This is a genomic window from Methyloligella halotolerans, assembly GCF_001708935.1.
Classification (GTDB): Bacteria; Pseudomonadota; Alphaproteobacteria; order Rhizobiales; family Methyloligellaceae; genus Methyloligella; species Methyloligella halotolerans.
In genome coordinates, this window is the sequence record NZ_MASI01000001.1 from 410,024 (window position 1) to 425,701 (window position 15,678).

At 63.9% G+C, this 15,678-nt stretch carries 16 protein-coding genes and 1 tRNA gene; 10 read left to right on the forward strand and 7 right to left on the reverse strand.

Going from position 1 to position 15,678, the window contains the following annotated elements; translation table 11 throughout:
• Positions 1-31: 31 nt before the first annotated feature.
• Positions 32-934: an NAD(P)-dependent oxidoreductase gene (locus A7A08_RS02070; protein WP_069093864.1), complete on the forward strand. Its 903-nt coding sequence runs from the start codon at positions 32-34 to the stop codon at positions 932-934.
• Positions 931-1,602, forward strand: a complete 672-nt coding sequence (locus A7A08_RS02075; RefSeq protein ID WP_069093865.1) for a uracil-DNA glycosylase — start codon at positions 931-933, stop codon at positions 1,600-1,602. Before A7A08_RS02070 ends, A7A08_RS02075 begins: the two co-directional genes overlap by 4 nt.
• Here the strand turns inward: A7A08_RS02075 and A7A08_RS02080 are convergent.
• The 3 genes from A7A08_RS02080 to dapA are packed head-to-tail and all read right to left on the reverse strand — an operon-like array spanning position 1,599 to position 3,485.
• Entirely contained in the window at positions 1,599-2,087 is a 489-nt protein-coding gene (locus A7A08_RS02080; RefSeq protein ID WP_069093866.1) for a peroxiredoxin, read from the reverse strand. The two genes, A7A08_RS02075 and A7A08_RS02080, sit on opposite strands and share 4 nt — an antisense overlap.
• Before the next feature lie 8 nt (positions 2,088-2,095).
• Positions 2,096-2,566 carry an SsrA-binding protein SmpB gene (smpB, locus tag A7A08_RS02085; RefSeq protein WP_069093867.1) on the reverse strand — a complete coding sequence of 157 codons (471 nt, stop codon included), beginning with the start codon at positions 2,564-2,566 and terminating at the stop codon, positions 2,096-2,098.
• Positions 2,567-2,594: 28 nt separating this feature from the next.
• The gene (gene dapA, locus A7A08_RS02090; protein ID WP_069093868.1) at positions 2,595-3,485 is read right to left on the reverse strand and encodes a 4-hydroxy-tetrahydrodipicolinate synthase; all 891 of its coding nucleotides are present in this window, start codon (positions 3,483-3,485) and stop codon (positions 2,595-2,597) included.
• Between the two features lie 268 nt (positions 3,486-3,753).
• Between dapA and A7A08_RS02095 the strand changes: the two genes are divergently transcribed.
• Both A7A08_RS02095 and A7A08_RS02100 read left to right on the forward strand, forming a co-directional pair.
• Positions 3,754-6,267, forward strand: coding sequence for a lytic transglycosylase domain-containing protein (locus A7A08_RS02095; RefSeq protein WP_069093869.1), 2,514 nt, complete (start codon positions 3,754-3,756; stop codon positions 6,265-6,267).
• Positions 6,268-6,425: 158 nt separating this feature from the next.
• Positions 6,426-7,328 (forward strand): alpha/beta fold hydrolase, encoded by a 903-nt coding sequence (locus A7A08_RS02100; RefSeq protein ID WP_069094273.1) that lies wholly within the window; start codon positions 6,426-6,428, stop codon positions 7,326-7,328.
• 899 nt (positions 7,329-8,227) lie between these two features.
• Here the strand turns inward: A7A08_RS02100 and A7A08_RS02110 are convergent.
• Entirely contained in the window at positions 8,228-9,439 is a 1,212-nt protein-coding gene (locus tag A7A08_RS02110) for a hypothetical protein (protein WP_069093871.1), read from the reverse strand.
• Positions 9,440-9,769: 330 nt separating this feature from the next.
• Positions 9,770-9,916, reverse strand: a complete 147-nt coding sequence (locus A7A08_RS15385) for a DUF3096 domain-containing protein (protein WP_083226363.1) — start codon at positions 9,914-9,916, stop codon at positions 9,770-9,772.
• A 366-nt stretch (positions 9,917-10,282) separates the two neighbouring features.
• Between A7A08_RS15385 and A7A08_RS02115 the strand changes: the two genes are divergently transcribed.
• Positions 10,283-10,984 (forward strand): TerC family protein, encoded by a 702-nt coding sequence (locus A7A08_RS02115; RefSeq protein WP_069093872.1) that lies wholly within the window; start codon positions 10,283-10,285, stop codon positions 10,982-10,984.
• 78 nt (positions 10,985-11,062) lie between these two features.
• Here the strand turns inward: A7A08_RS02115 and A7A08_RS02120 are convergent, their stop codons facing one another.
• Positions 11,063-12,112, reverse strand: a complete 1,050-nt coding sequence (locus tag A7A08_RS02120; RefSeq protein WP_069093873.1) for a YihY/virulence factor BrkB family protein — start codon at positions 12,110-12,112, stop codon at positions 11,063-11,065.
• A gap of 189 nt (positions 12,113-12,301) precedes the next feature.
• Between A7A08_RS02120 and A7A08_RS02125 the strand changes: the two genes are divergently transcribed.
• From A7A08_RS02125 to A7A08_RS02145, 5 genes are all read left to right on the forward strand, one after another.
• A tRNA-Ser gene (locus tag A7A08_RS02125) sits at positions 12,302-12,391 on the forward strand.
• Positions 12,392-12,629: 238 nt separating this feature from the next.
• The gene (gene catB / locus A7A08_RS02130; protein ID WP_069093874.1) at positions 12,630-13,268 is read left to right on the forward strand and encodes a type B chloramphenicol O-acetyltransferase; all 639 of its coding nucleotides are present in this window, start codon (positions 12,630-12,632) and stop codon (positions 13,266-13,268) included.
• Positions 13,269-13,358: 90 nt separating this feature from the next.
• Positions 13,359-14,009: an SDR family oxidoreductase gene (locus A7A08_RS02135; protein ID WP_069093875.1), complete on the forward strand. Its 651-nt coding sequence runs from the start codon at positions 13,359-13,361 to the stop codon at positions 14,007-14,009.
• Positions 14,010-14,060: 51 nt separating this feature from the next.
• Positions 14,061-14,591, forward strand: coding sequence for an AAA family ATPase (locus tag A7A08_RS02140; protein WP_069093876.1), 531 nt, complete (start codon positions 14,061-14,063; stop codon positions 14,589-14,591).
• 35 nt (positions 14,592-14,626) lie between these two features.
• The gene (locus A7A08_RS02145; RefSeq protein ID WP_069093877.1) at positions 14,627-15,010 is read left to right on the forward strand and encodes a YbaN family protein; all 384 of its coding nucleotides are present in this window, start codon (positions 14,627-14,629) and stop codon (positions 15,008-15,010) included.
• A gap of 53 nt (positions 15,011-15,063) precedes the next feature.
• On the opposite strand, the gene A7A08_RS02150 is transcribed toward A7A08_RS02145, so the two are convergent.
• Entirely contained in the window at positions 15,064-15,492 is a 429-nt protein-coding gene (locus A7A08_RS02150) for a DUF4168 domain-containing protein (protein WP_069093878.1), read from the reverse strand.
• Positions 15,493-15,678 lie beyond the last annotated feature (186 nt).

Sequence of the window (15,678 nt, forward strand, 5' to 3'; positions counted from 1 at the left end):
TCTGCTCATACGTTTTCAGAGACCTGACATTATGAAAATCGGATTTATCGGACTTGGCTCCATGGGCAGCGCCATGGCGCCCCATCTTATCGCTGCCGGGAAGCCCCTGACCGTTCATAACCGCACCGAGAAAAAGGCGGAGAGCCTCATTTCCGACGGCGCGGAGTTTGCGCATACGCCCGGCGGCGCGGCCCAGGGCGAAATCGTTATCACCATGCTCGCCGACGACGCGGCCGTGGAGGCTACGGTCTTCGGGGAGGATGGAATCCTTCAGGCCCTGCCGAAGGGCGCCACCCATATCTCCATGAGCACCATCAGCGTCGCTCTGGCCGAGCGGCTTGCGGCGGCCCATGCGGAAGCGGGCCAGGGCTTCGTCTCCGCACCGGTCTTCGGCCGGCCGGATGCTGCGGCGGCCGGCAAGCTCTTCATCGTGGCGGCGGGACCTGCAGAGGTGCTGGACACCTGCCAGCCCGTTCTCGAGATGCTGGGTCAGCGCACCTTCTTCTTCGGAGAGGAGGCGGCCAAGGCCAATCTGGTGAAGCTGTCAGGCAATTTCCTGATCGCCTCTACGATCGAATCCCTGGCCGAAGCCTTCGCCCTCGTGGGCAAGGCCGGCATCGATCGCCATGCCTATCTGGAGCTGCTGACGGAGACGCTCTTCTCCGCGCCGATTCACAAGACCTATGGCGGGCTTATCGCCGACGAGCGCTATACGCCGCCGGGCTTCACGGCTCAGCTCGGTCATAAGGACATGGGGCTTGCGCTCGATGCGGCCGAAGAGCTTCAGGTCCCCATGGGCATGGCGTCCCTGGTCTCGGAGCGCTTCTTGACGCTGATGGCGGCCGGCGCAGGCGATCTCGACTGGTCGGCGCTGGGCAAGCTCGCCAAGCGCGATGCGGGTGATGACGATGCGCCTCTCGCCGCGAAAGGATGACATCCGCCAATCCCCGCATTGCGGAGCCCAATGCCACTCCCGAGCCGGCACCGGATTGTCCGCTCTGCCCACGGCTGGTTGAATTCCGTAGAGACAACGCCGTCAAACATCCGGATTGGTTCAACGGCGCGGTACCGTCGTTCGGCGGCGCCGATGCGCGGCTGCTGATCGTCGGGCTGGCGCCCGGTCTGCAGGGCGCGAACCGGACCGGCGTGCCCTTCATGGGCGATTTCGCCGGCGATCTCCTCTATCCGACCCTGATGAAGTTCGGTTTCGCGCGCGGGCACCATACGCCCGACGACCCGCACGCCCTGGAGCTCGTGGACTGCATGATCAGCAATTCGGTGCGCTGCGTGCCTCCGGCCAACAAGCCCACCACCGATGAGATCAAGGCCTGCCGGCAGTTTCTGACCGCCCGGATCGATACCCTGCCCCGGCTCCGCATGATCCTGGCCCTCGGCCGGATTGCCCATGACAGCGTCGTCCGCACCCTCGGTTTGAAGCTGAAACAGGCACCGTTCGGCCATGGGGCGGTTCATGATGTCGGCGAACTGACCTTGATCGATAGCTATCACTGCTCCCGCTACAACACGAATACCGGCGTGCTCACGACGGAGATGTTCGAAGGCGTGTTCGGCGAGATCGCGCGCCGCCTCGGGACTACCTAGCCGAGGAGGCGTTGCAGCAGGTCGGTCGCATGTCCCGCGGGATCGGCGATATCCGCGAAGACGGCCGCGACCTGGCCGTTCTCCACGAGCAGCGTTGCCCGCTTCAGGTAGATTTCGCCGCCGGTCTCGAAGGTTGGCGCGCCGAGGGCGGGCCAGAGCTTATCGTCCACGTCGCTCAGGAGTGGAAACGAGAGCGAGAGGCGTTCGGCAAGTTCGCGCTGCCAGGCCGTGTCTTGGCGGCTCAGTCCGAAGATCGCGATGCCGGCATTTTCGAAACGCTCCGCAGAATCGCGAAAGCCCTCCAGCTCCGGCGTGGAGCCGTGGGCGCCCGGTATATCGTCCCACCGCGGCGGATTCGGCGTGCCGGGGCGGCCCGTCCAGGGGTAGAGGACAAGCAGCGCCCTCTCCTCAAGGGTGCTCAGATCGATTGAGCCGCCGGTCGTCGCGGGAAGCTCAACGGAAGGCAGGCGGAGACCTTCGCGCATGGCGAATGTTACCCGCGCTCGCGCAAAATGCGGGCTTTCTGGCGATTCCAGTCCCGCTTCTTCTCGGTTTCGCGCTTGTCGTGGAGCTTCTTACCCTTGCCCACGCCGAGCTTCACCTTGGCGATGCCGCGGGAGTTGAAATAAAGCGTCAGCGGAATGACGGTGATGCCCTCGCGCTGGATGGCACCGGCGAGCTTGTCCATCTCCTTCTTGTTCAGAAGGAGCTTCCGGCGGCGGGTCGGATCGTGGTTCTCGCGGCCGGCTTGGGCGTACTCGGCGATATGGGAGTTGATCAGCCACATCTCGCCGCCTTCCGCGGAGGCATAGGACTCCGCGATGTTCGCCTTCCCGTTCCGCAGAGACTTCACCTCCGAGCCGGCCAGCGAGATCCCCGCTTCTAGGGTCTCGCCGATCTCGTAGTTGAAGCGCGCCTTGCGGTTTTCGGCGACGGTTTTGCTCGTGCCGGTCTTCTTGGCCATGGGATGGACCTTGATTGGCTCCCGGCGATCAGCCGGAGATCAGCCCCGCCTTCACGAGAGCTTCGTCCACGCGCCGCTGGGTGGTCTCCATGATCGGCGCCAGGGGCAAACGCGTATCGCGGCTGCACAGGCCGAGACGTTCGGCGGCGTATTTCACCGGTCCGGGATTGGATTCGATGAACAGCGCCTCGTGCAGCGGCATCAGGATATCCTGGATCTCAAGGGCGCGCTTGTAGTCGCCGCTCAGGCAGGCGCGGTGGAATTCCGAGCAGAGCTTGGGCGCCACGTTGGCGGTGACCGAGATGCAGCCGACGCCGCCATGAGCGTTGAAGGCCAGCGCAGTGCCGTCCTCGCCGGAGAGCTGGATGAAGTCCGGCCCCATGGCCATGCGCTGCTGGCTGACGCGCTGAAGATTGGCGGTCGCGTCTTTCACGCCGATGATGTTCGGCAGCTCGAAGAGGCGCGCCATGGTCTGCACGGACATGTCCACCACGCTGCGCGGCGGGATGTTGTAGATTATAATCGGCAGATCGACGGCGTCGTTGATCGCCTTGAAGTGCAGATACAGGCCTTCCTGGGTCGGCTTGTTGTAGTATGGCGTCACGATAAGCGCCGCGTCGGCGCCCGCGTTCTTGGCGTGCAGGGTCAGCCGGATCGCTTCCTTCGTGGAGTTCGACCCCGTGCCTGCAATGACGGGCACACGCCCGGCGGCGGCCTCGATGCAAACCTCGATCACCTCGTCATGCTCGGCATGGCTAAGCGTCGGCGATTCACCTGTCGTGCCGACGGGAACCAAGCCGTTCGTGCCCTCATTGATCTGCCACTCGATGAGTTTTCGGTAGGCATCCAGATCAAGCGCGCCATCCTTGAATGGCGTTATCAACGCCGTGAGCGAACCCTGGAAACGAGAGCGGGACACGAAAGCACTCCTGAGCTGATGTGAGAGATCGCCGGACCATGAACCGGTCGGATTGGAAATATGCCGGACAATAGGGATTTAGAATGAGGGCAGCAAGCATCGGTGCAAAACGCCCTCTGCTGTGCGCCATTCCATCTTTCAGACGCAATTTCGGACATTCTTGCGCACGAAACGCCGAAAATTGCTACTATCGCATGGTTAAGTCCTTGTGCCCGACTCAGGAGGCCACCCGCCGGATTCCGCGACGAAGCGGTAGAGAACCGACAGAATGATACGCATCGGCGTCCCCCCGCTTGTCATCACCTTGTTCGCTTTGCTGATCGCTTCCGCGTCGGCCCATGCGGCCGAGGATGTGACTCTGCCCGAGCGCAATCCGAACCTTACCGCCGACGCCAAGTCGGAACTCAAGTCCGATGCCGCCGCCGAGGAACCATCGAAGTCCGATGATTCAAAGTCTGATGATTCGAAGACTGGCGATTCGAAGACCGGCGAGGTCAAGAGCAGCGACGCGGAGGCATCCGGCGACGCCAAGGATGCCGGGGACGCGGAGGCCACGGCCGAGGATGACTCAAAATCCGATGCGCCGGAGACCGAGAGCGCCGCGGACGATAGCGACGATGCGGATACCGAGTCGGCCGCGGGATCGCTCCCGATCCGCAATCCACGCCTGACCGAAAACTCCGAAGACGCGAAGCAGACCGAAACCGCGCCGGTTGCGGGCAGCGACAAGCCCAAGGGGAACGGCCCCGACTATGCGGCCCTGCTGGACCCGATCCTCCACTACAAGCTGAGCAGCTCGGATATCGATCATCTGAAGGATGCGATCAGTTCCGCCTATCACGACAAGGGCGACGAGGCGAAGCGGGCGATCGAACGGCTGCAGGATCCTTCGGCGAAGGAGCTCGCTCTTTGGTACGCGTATCGCAGCGACGATCCGCCGGCCGATGCGCGGACGATCGAGGCGTTCCGCGAGTCCCATCCCCATTGGCCTTCCCTGGACGATTTGCGGGCCGCGGCCGAGCGGAAGCTGTTCATGGCGGAGGCCGACGCGAACGAGGTCACCGCATTCTTCAAGGATTCGGCGCCCGAAACTGGCGCGGGCAAGGCCGCGCTCGCCACCGCCTATACGACGGTCGGCGACAAGGAGAAGGCGAAGCTGATGGTCAGGTCCGCGTGGCGTGAGCATCCGCTGGACAAGAAGGTGGAGGAGAAAATCCTCGCCGATTTCGGCAAGCTGCTAAGTGACGAGGATCACCGGGCGCGCATCGACATGCTGATGTATCCCGACGATTCCACCCTGGTCGACGAGGCGGAGCGGGTCGCGAAGCTGCTGCCCGACAAGGATCAGAAGAAGATCGAAGCGCGGATCGCGGTTCAGAAGCGCCGCAGCAATGCCGGCAAGCTGCTGGACGCCCTGCCCGACGATGCCGATGCCAAGGATGTCGGGCTGCTCTTCAACCGCATCCAGTATCTCCGGCGGAACGACAAGGAAGACGAGGCGCTGAAGCTGATGCTGTCGGTGCCCGACGATCCCGCCCGGCTCGGCGACCTCGATCAGTGGTGGATCGAGCGGCGGGTGAATTGCCGTATGGCGCTCCGGCTCGGCGAATACGAAGCGGCCTACAAGATCGCCTCCAATCACGGTCCCATCAAGGAGAAGGAGTATCTGGCGGAGGCGGAGTTCCTGGCCGGCTGGATCGCGCTGCGCTTTCTTGGAAAGCCCAAAGAGGCGCTTCCCCATTTCGCGCTTCTGCGCACGACAGCGGACGATTCCAAGACCCAATCCCGCGCCGAATACTGGATGGGGCGCACAGCCCAGGCCCTCGGCGACCGCCGGACGGCGATCATCCATTTCGCGGCGGCAGCCCGCTATCCGCAGCACTATTACGGCCAGCTCGGCAGACAGGCGCTCGACGCAGCACCCGCCAAGCTGGAGGTGACGCCGACACCTGTGCCGAGCAAGGCGGATGTGGATCGCTTCACGTCGCGCCACGCGGTGCGGGCCATCGGCGTCGCCATGGCCAGCGACTACGAAGCGCTGATGCCCTATTTCTTCATCTCCCTCGCCCGCAGCCTGGAGTCGCCGGCCGAGGTGGTTCTGCTGGCCGAGCTGGCGCGGCAGAGCGGCAACCGGCAGATCAGCATCCGGCTCGCCAAGATCGCCTTCAACCGGGACATGCCGGTGGGCGAATATGCGCTTCCGATCGGCGTGATTCCCAATTTCGTGCGGCTCAGCGACAAGGTGGATGTCGCGCTGGTGCATGCCTTGTCGCGGCAGGAGAGCGAGTTCAATGCCGGCGCCAAAAGTCCCGTGGGCGCCCAGGGGCTGATGCAGCTCATGCCGTCGACGGCGCGGCTGGTGGCGAAGCAGTTCAATGTGAAGTACTCCGCCGCCCGGCTGACTGAGCCTGCCTATAACGTGCAGCTCGGCGAAGCCCATCTGGGCGATCTCATCAGCAATTACGACGGCTCCTACTTCCTCGCCCTGGTCGCCTACAATGCCGGTCCCGGGCGGGTGAAGCAGTGGGTGGAGGCGTTCGGCGATCCGCGCGACCCGGATGTCGATCCCATCGACTGGGTTGAGAGCATCCCCTTCACCGAGACCCGCGAATACGTGATCAAGATCATGGAGAGCCTGCAGCTCTACCGCTCGCGCCTGCATGGCACGGAGAAGGCTCTCCAGCTCTGGCAGGATCTCAATCGCGGCCGCGCCCAGGCGGCCGCGACACCGCCGGAGCCGCCCGGTGCGGCGGAGCTTCGGCGGCAAGCCAGCTCCGAATAGACGCCACCGGATAGCGCCAGGTCGCTCGCTCCGATTTTCTGATACGCATCCGCCGCGGAGGCTTGCCGCCACGCATGGTTTCGCGGAGACTGAGGGCGCGCCGGAGGCATCTCTCCGCCGGCGTTCCGGCAACCTTCCAGCCCGATTCGAGGCCCTTCATGCCCACGCCCGATGGCGAGCTGTGGCAGGATATCTTTTTCGCCGCCAGCGACGGGCTGCGGCTCCACGCCCGACATTATCCGGCGACGGAAGCGCGTGGGCGGCCCGCCATCTGCCTGCCGGGACTGAGCCGGAACGGCCGCGATTTCCACGACCTCGCGGTCTCGCTTTCAACGGACACCAGAGCGCCGAGGGACGTCTACGCGATCGACTATCGCGGGCGCGGGCTTTCGGCCTGGGACAAGGATTGGGAGAACTACACGCCGCTGATCGAGCTTGAGGATACGCTCGACTTCATGGCGCTGGCGGGAATCCACCAGGCAGCAATCATCGGCACGTCCCGCGGCGGGCTGATCGCCTTGGCCATGGCGGCACTGCGGCCGGGAGCGATCGGCGCGGTGATTCTCAACGATATCGGGCCGGTGATCGAGAATCGCGGCCTGGCGCGGATCATCGGTCATCTCGGCAAGACGCCGACGCCGCGAAGCTGGAGCGATGCGACGGCGCTTGTGCGGGAGATGAACGAGCGGGATTTTCCCGCCGTCCCGAAAGAGCAATGGGAGGAGATCGCCCGAGCCCTCTTCAACGAGGAGAACGGAAAGCCGGCACCGGCCTATGATCCCAATCTTGCCAAGGCGTTCGAAGGGATCGACCTGCGCCAGCCTGGCGCCGAGCAATGGGGCGCGTTCACCGCGCTCTACCCGTTCCCGACTCTGACGCTCCGAGGCGAGAACTCGGACATCCTCTCCGAAGACACGCTGGAGAAGATGGCCGAACTCCATCCCAACCTGGAGACCGCGACGATCGCCGGCGAAGGCCATGCGCCGATGCTGAAGGATCAGCGCACCCTCGAAACCATCTCTCAGTTCCTGGCCGCGAACGATCCGTCCCGCGGGCGATAGGCGCCTAGCTTTCGTCGCTCGGCTTCGGGGTTGCCGTGCGCTGGCGGGTGGTGCGCCCCGACGATGCCCGGCGGGTGCTCCCGCTCTTGGCTTGACCACTCTTGGCCGCACTCGGTTTCGTCGAGGCGGCTTTTGTGTCAGCGGCCTTGGACGCAGGTGCCTTGGACGCAGGTGCCTTGGACGCAGGTGCCTTGGATGCAGGCGACTTGGATGCAGGCGACTTGGTCGTGGCGGACTTCTCGGAAGCACGCCTCGTCGTCGTGGGCTTCGATGCGGTGCTCTTCGAGGTGGTGTTCTTGGATGTGGTGTTCTTGGCCGCAGCGTCTTGCTTGAAGACGCCTTGGTCGCGGATGTTTTTGCGCCGGACGGTTTGGGGTCGGAGCTCTTTGTGGCTGCCTTTTTAGCCGCAGACGATTTGGCGGCTGTACGCTTCGCGGTTGGTTTCTTAGCAGCCGTCCCGGAAGCGGTCGATTTGCTCGTCGCGCGGCGGGCGGTGCCCGACTTGGCTGTGGTGCGGCGAGTGCCCGCGCTGCTGGTCTCGGTCTTCGGCGTGTCGCTGGCAGTGGCCGCCGCAGGTTCCCTGGCAGCGGATGCGGGCGCTTCGCTTCTGGTCGCAGAAGGTGCGGCCTCCGCCATGGTCCTCGCCGAAGTCTCGGCGGTGCCCTTCGGCTTGACGTCGCCGATCGGACCGCTAGCGCGCTGCTGCCTGGTGAACACCCAGCTCACCAGGACGAGCCCCGCGGCGACGATTACGAGAATGCCTATGGTTACGGTCAATTCGTTCATGTGCCCCCACATATGTTTTCGCTTGGTCGACGTCCGGACTCTGCCACTTCACGTACCGGACAGATATTCGTCCTGCATATTGCAGGATTATTGCACGTCACAAGGTCTGAAGATCAGCGCTCGGACTGCGTCACAATTGACGGCAGCGTGGTCGGAAGGCTCGTCTCCCGGCGATCGGCGATGGCTTTGAGCCGCGGAAGGATGTTGCCCGCGACGTCATTGGCCCGCGCCGCTTCCTTCCAGCGGATATTCTCCGACGAGCGATAGCGCTGCGGAAGATCCCGCTTGAGCTGATAGGACAGTTCGGTCGCGGTTGACTTGTCGGGTGCCATGCCGTCGATCTTGACGGCGCCCTTGGACAAGTTCACCTCGCCCTCCTGCAAACGGCTCAGAGCCGAGAGTGCAGCCTGGATCGCTGCCTCCCAATGTTCCGGCGCGCCGGAGGCGACTTCGAGCTGATCGTCGACCGCCCGGCCGCGAAACTGGGAGCCAACAATATCCTTCAGATGCGTGTGGATCTCTTCGCTGGGAACGTTTCCGGCGAGGCGCAGCACGTTGCCCTCGAGGGAGGCGCTGAACACGAACGGATCGGCGACCGGCGGCGAGACGGCGATCTTCTGAACGCTCAGGCCGGTCGGCAGAGGTCCGTGCATGGCCTCCTGAAACTCGCTGAAGTCGTTCGTGGAGCGGGCGCGCCCATCCACGGTCAGTGCAACGTCGGAAAGCCGGACCGTGCCGTTTTCGATATGGGTCAGCTGCTTGAGGGCGAAGCTCACCGCGCCGAGCCATTGCTCCTTGGCGGGGGCGCCCTCAGTTACCCGCATGCCGTCGTCGATATCGAGATCGGCGAAATGAGCCTTCGCCATGCCGACGACGGTGCGCTGATCCTTTTCGGACGGCACCGCGCCGCGCAGCTTGATCTTGTTGTCGCTGCGGCGCGCCATCCAGCGATAGGGCTCGACCTTGGCGGCAGCGTCATCGGCTGCCTCCTTGTCGGACGCATCGTCGGGTGTGGCACGCTTGGGAAGCGCCGCGCGCTCCATGGCGTCGGGCTCCGCCGGATCCTCGGACGTGCCGATGCTCCCGGCATCGGTGGCGGTGGATGTGGAAGGACTGTCTCCCGAGGCTTCGCCGCCGACGGGAAGCGCTCCGGAGGTCTCGGGATCGGCGGTCTGTTCAGCGGCGTTCGCGGACGAGCCGATAGCGGCTTCGGCCCGCGCGTCTTCGGGCTCGGCACGGCATTGATTGATCATCACACCGGCAACGAAGAGAAGAGGCAGCAGACTGGCGATAACGAAAGACAACAGGGTCGGCCGAACCGACATGGATGATACACCCCTCCATGAGCGCTTAGCTTGGCTTGGGTCCCTGCTGTCCAAACCCCTCACCTGCGCGAAGCATGGCGCAAATGAGACTGAAATATGACTCGTATCATGCCGCCAGCAAGGCGACTGTCAACTGCGGCTCCCCGATCGCGACACAACAACGATCGTCTTTGCGGAGTGCCGAACGCCTGTAACCCGACCGATCGCGGCTCATGCCGACGACCCCCGAAGCCGGGTAAGCGAACAGCCCACTTGGCCGCGCCGCTTGCGACTATAGGTGAAGCGACGGGGCCAAGCTAGGCTCGTCTTGTTACAATTCTTGTCTGGAGCCTAGAGGTGTGCCGCGAGGCCCAGGATACCGACGATGATGAGATAGACGGCCACGATATAGGCCAGCATGCGCGGCACCAGCAGAATGATGACGCCTGCGATGAGCGCGATCAGCGGATTGACGATCGCGGGATCGAAATTCTCCATCGGATACTCCCCCCTTCCATTTCGAAAGTTTGCTGCCTGATTCGGCCGGTCGACACTTTGAGCTTACGGCAGGTTCGCCACAATGTCGTGGCCGACCTCTTCCAGTAAGCGTTGGCTTTCGTCCTTTGTTCCCGTTGCGGCCGACGCCTTTCAAAGGGCTTCGGGCGCACCTACCTATAGCGTGGTCATGGAGTTTTCTTGGGCCGCTAAGAAGTCTCCTCTGACCGCCAAAAGTTTCCTTTGGCCGCAATGAGTTTCCTACGGTTGCCGGCTTGCTGCGCGGCGACACAGACGGTACCCCAGCCCCCGGGCTGGCCGCAGGCCTCGCCCGATCGAACCGGGCACGTGTGGAGGATGAGCGCCGCAATGTCATTCGACGATCCGTCCTTTCTGATTGCCGTCCTGCAAATCATTTGGATCGATCTGCTGCTCTCCGGTGACAACGCCGTCGTCATCGCGCTTGCCTGCCGCAACCTTCCACCCCGTCAGCGACTTACCGGTCTCGTCCTGGGCACGATCGTCGCGATCACGATGCGCATCGCCTTCGCCGGCGTCATCACCAAGCTGATGATGGTTCCCTATCTGAAGATCGCGGGCGGCGTGCTGCTCATTTGGATCGCGGTCAAGCTTCTGGTCCAGGATAGCTGCGACGAAGACTGCCGGGTCGAGACCGGCGAGACCCTGGGCCGGGCGATCCGGATCATCGCGGTCGCCGATATCGTGATGAGCCTCGACAACGTGATCGCCATCGCGGCGGCGGCGCGCGGAACGCTCTCGCTCCTCATCTTCGGACTGCTGGTCAGCATTCCGCTCATCATGGCGGGGGCCGCGCTTGTGCTCGCCACCGTGGAGCGCTTCCCAATCGTGATCTGGGCCGGCGCCGCCCTGCTCGGCTGGATCGCCGGCGAGATCATCATCACCGATCCCTTCATCGCCTCGCTGATGGCGAAAGGGCATTACCCCTACGCCTGGCTGTTTGCGGGGCTGGCCGGGATCGCGCTGGTGCTGAGCGCCGGATATATGTGGCGGCGACGATGTCAGCAGCGCGAGAGGCCGGACTACATCTGACGGAGCTCTCCGGGATGGAGCGCTCTGGCGTGGCGCTCTTCGGGATGAGGCGATTTCGCGTGGATGCTCCGCGCCCTGCTACTGGGGCAACCCCGCATGGGGATTGAACGGCCGCTTCGCCCCGCTTGCCCCTCCGGCCACATGATCTGCCACGAAGGCGCCGCGCTGTCCCATGGGCTTCGGCTCGCCCACGGTCGTGTCCTCGGCCGTCTGCAGCTCGAGCTCGGCGTTTATCTCCGCGCCGATCAACACGATGTAGAACGACAGGTAGAGCCAGAAGAGCAGAATGATCACCGCGCCGAGGGAGCCGTAGATGCGGCCGTAATTGGCGAAGTTGGCGACGTAGAGTGAGAACCCGCCAGATGCGATCAGCCAGACGCAGGTGGCGAAGACCGAGCCGACGGTCACCCAGTGCCAATTGGCGGGATTACGGCAGGGACCGTAGCGGTAGAGCAGCGCGAGGATCAGCAAGGTCACCACGGCGAGAAACGGCCAGCGGGCGATGCGGATCACCTGCTCGAACAGGTCGGAGAAGCCGAGAAACTCCATCCAGTTCGGCACGTAGATAATGGCGAGCAGCATGAGCAAGCCGCCGAGGATGCCCACGACCGCGAACACCGATGCGCCGAAATAGTATTGCAGCAGGCTGCGCCGCTCCTCCTCCTCATAGGCGATGTTGAGGGCGGCGAACATGGCCTGGGCGGCGAGGTTGGTGCTCCAGAAGGCGATGCCGAGGCTGAGCGCCAGGCTATAGCCCAGAGACTGACCGGAGGCGGTCGCGAGACGGTGGATCTGCTCCTCCACCATGGCATAGGCCTGCTGGGGCAAAAGCGCGTCCAGGATGCTGAAATGCTGCTCGACCGTGGCCGGGCTGGCCATCAGGCCGTAGAGAGAGATCAGGCCGGAGAGCGCCGGGAAGATCGCGAAAAGCGCATAGAAGGCGCAGCCCGCCGATACGACGGATAGATTGTCCCGGCCCGATTCCCGCCAGACCCTGTGGGCGATCTGGATCCAGCCGATCAGCGGAATCTGGGTGGGGACGCGGGCGTGTCGGCCGTAGACATCGGCCTCCTCCGGCGGTTTGTCGTCGTCAGGCTGCTCTTCCGCGGTCGCAGTATCTGTGCTCATGATCGGCGGCGATTCATCCCAAGGGCACGGTGCGTGCGGAAGGTTCGGTCAATCGCGTGCATCATGGGGCCTATTCGTCCCGCGCTGCCAGCGAAATGGCGCGCTCGTCCCCGCCTGTGATTGGGGAGCTTGTTTTCTCGGGAGACCCCTTGACGGTGAACCGGCGGGGCGCTTTCTCTCTCGCCTAGCGGATGGGTGGCCGAGCGGTTGAAGGCACCGGTCTTGAAAACCGGCAGGCGCGCGAGCGTCTCGTGGGTTCGAATCCCACCCCATCCGCCATTCCTTTCTTCTGGGTGGTATGACCGTCGCAACCGGACTCACCGTTGGACGTCGGCCCCGCCGCGTGCATGATAGCGATATGAAGTGCGCCGACTGTACCACCAGCATACCGCTTCCACGCCGTTGACGTGAGAAGCGGCCGGCGAGCGATTGCAGAGATCGCTGGCCGATCACCGCCTGCGGATCATGCAGGCCTGCGTAGCCGCATGTGCGGTGATGCCAAGGTACGGTGCTTCCTATGACCAATGTTTTCGAAAGCCCCTTCAGGGGCATAACTCTCGATCGTCTCGTCACCAATCCGAATATTCGAGTCGGTCGGTACAGCTACTACTCCGGCTACTATCACGGACACGGGTTCGACGAGTGCGCCCGCTTCCTCGTGCCGGACGAAGGCGCAGACAGACTCATTATCGGTTCCTTCTGTTCGATCGGTTCGGGCGCAGCCTTCATAATGGCCGGCAACCAAGGCCACAGAAGCGACTGGATCAGCACGTTTCCGTTCTACTGGATGTCCGATGTCCCTGCTTTCGCGGGCGCGGAAGACGGTTATCGCCCGGCTGGCGATACCGTGATCGGAAACGATGTCTGGATCGGCTCGGAGGCGATCATCATGCCGGGTGTCACGATCGGGGACGGCGCCGTCATCGGCACCAGAGCGCTGGTAACCAAAGACGTCGAACCCTACAGCATCGTTGGCGGCAACCCCGCCAAGGTCATCCGAAAGCGGTTTGACGATATTCAGATCGCCCAGCTGCTCGAACTTCGCTGGTGGAACTGGAATGACGATGAGCTCAAGCAGGTCATGCCGATCCTGACCAGTGGCGACATTTCAGCGCTTCACCGCCACTGGCGGAATGTTATCGAACCTGCAGAGTGAACCGGGCAACTGGCCGACGGCTTCGTTCCCCGGTCATGCCGCGGCAGCCCTGGCCGTCTTTTACACTCAGGCAATGTTTACGGAGGTGACATGAGCAAAGTCTTCATCGTCGGCGGGGCCGGCAAGGTCGCCCGGCCGCTCGCCGCAATGCTTGCCGATCGGGGGCATGAGCCCATCTCTCTTTATCGGAAGCCCGAGCAGCGTGAAGAGCTGGAAGCGCTCGGCGCCACGCCGGTGCTGGGAGACCTGACCGAGCTCTCCGAAGACGATCTCGCGGCGCTCATGGCGGGCAGCGACGTGGTGATCTTCAGCGCCGGTGCCGGCGGCGTCGGCATGGACGTCACCAACGCCATCGACGGGCGCGGGCTAGAGACGTCGGTGGAGGCGGCGAAGCGCGCCGGCATCGACCGGTTCCTGCTCGTCTCGGCCTTTCCCGATGCCGGTCGGGACCGGGAGCGGAAGGAAGGCTTCGAGAACTATATCCGGGTCAAGAAGCTGGCCGATGCCTATCTCGCGGCGAGCGGGTTGGACTATGTCATCCTGCGGCCCGGCACCCTCACCAACGATCCCGGCACCGGAAGGGTCAAAGCCGATCTCGCCATTCCCTACGGCACCGTGCCGCGGGAGGATGTCGCCGCGGTGCTGGCCGAGCTGGTCGACCGGCCGGAGGTCAGCCGGACGATCGTGGAGCTGATCGAAGGCGAGACACCGATCTCCGAGGCCATCGGCCGGCTGCCCTAGGCTTCAACTCGAAAAATCCTCAGCTAGAGACCCCATCCCTGTGTATCGCCGATGAATCCCTTCGTCGTCATCTCCGGCTGCTCCGGCGGCGGAAAATCCACGTTGCTCGCCGAGCTGGGACGGCGGGGCCATCGTACCGTGGACGAGCCTGGGCGGCGCATCGTCGAGGAGGAGATGGCGACGGGCGGTCACGCGCTTCCCTGGGAGGATCCCGTCGCCTTTGCAAGGCGGGCCATCGCCATGGCGCTGTCCGATCTCGATGCAGCGGCGGCCTGGGACGGCTGGGTCTTCTTCGACCGTGGGCTGGTGGATGCGGCAGCCTTCCTGCAGCATCTCACGGGAGAGGATGCGCTTGCCGAGGTCGGCCGGCGCTATCACGAGCGCGTCTTCCTTACGCCGCCATGGCCGGAGATCTATCGTGGCGACGCGGCGCGCCGCCATGATCTCGATGTGGCGATAGAGGAATTCGAGCGGCTCGCCAAAGCCTATCCGGCGCTGGGCTACGAGACGGTGCGGATACCGAAGACCGGCGTTGCGGAACGGGCGGATTTCATCCTCGCCAAGCTGGGGATCGACGCGTAAGCATCCCTGATTCCCCTCTTCACCGAAGGTCGTGCGTGGCAAAGGGCGAAAAGCGAAACACGATACGGCGGAACGCTTTCCGTCTGCTCGGCCTGATCTTCGTCGGCATCGGGGCGATCGGAATCGTGCTGCCGGTTCTGCCGACCACGCCGTTTCTGATTTTGGCTGCGGCCTGCTTCACGCGCTCCTCGCCCAGGTTGGAGCGGTGGCTGCTGGATCACGCCCATTTCGGGCCCCTGCTGCGGGACTGGCGGGAACGGGGGGCGATCCCCCGGCGGGCGAAGATGCTCGCCGTTTTGGGCATGAGCACGGGCTTCGCCGCGTTCTATTACTTCAGCCACCCGGGCTGGGCGGCGATGGCGAGCGTTCTGCTGCTGATGGGGATCGGCGCGGGCTACGTGCTCACGCGGCCGAGCTGAGGGTCGAGGAGGACGCACCGGACGCAGACGGTCCGGCGCCGCCATGATCGGTCCTAGTCGAACTTCTGCTGTTTTTTCTGGATGCGCTGAGCGAGCTTCTGATCCTGACGGGCAGCCGCCGCGATCTTGTTGTAGGTGGGAAGATCCAGGTCGGCGTCGTTGATCGCCTGGATCATCTCCTTCTCGGCCTTCTGCTTGATCTGCATGGCCTCGCTCTCGTCCGAGGCAGATTGGGCCTCTGCGCCGTATTTCTGGTAGATCTTGCCGACGGCGACGGATGCTTCGGCGAAGTCGTCCAGCTGACCTTCGTCGATGTTGCCCGCGGCCATGGGCTGGCCAGCCGCCTGCTCCGGCGGCGGCGCGGATTCCTGGGCGACGGCAGGCATCGCAACGAACCCGCCTAGCGTCAGGGCCGTCATGCCGGCGATGAGCTTAATGCGGGTTGCGGAAAGGGTCTCGGTCCGTGTGTTGGGAGTCTTCATGACTTTCCCTCCTTACTTCGGTCCTTTGGTTCATCGGCACCCCTCACGGGGCGCCTCCATTCCCAAATCCGTTGGGAGATGCGTAAGGGACCGACGGCTCAAGCGCGGAGATGTTCCAAGCGTCGGAACGCCTTGCTGGCCGGTCCCATGCCGATCCGGCGGATGAAGCATGGCAACCACAGTGGC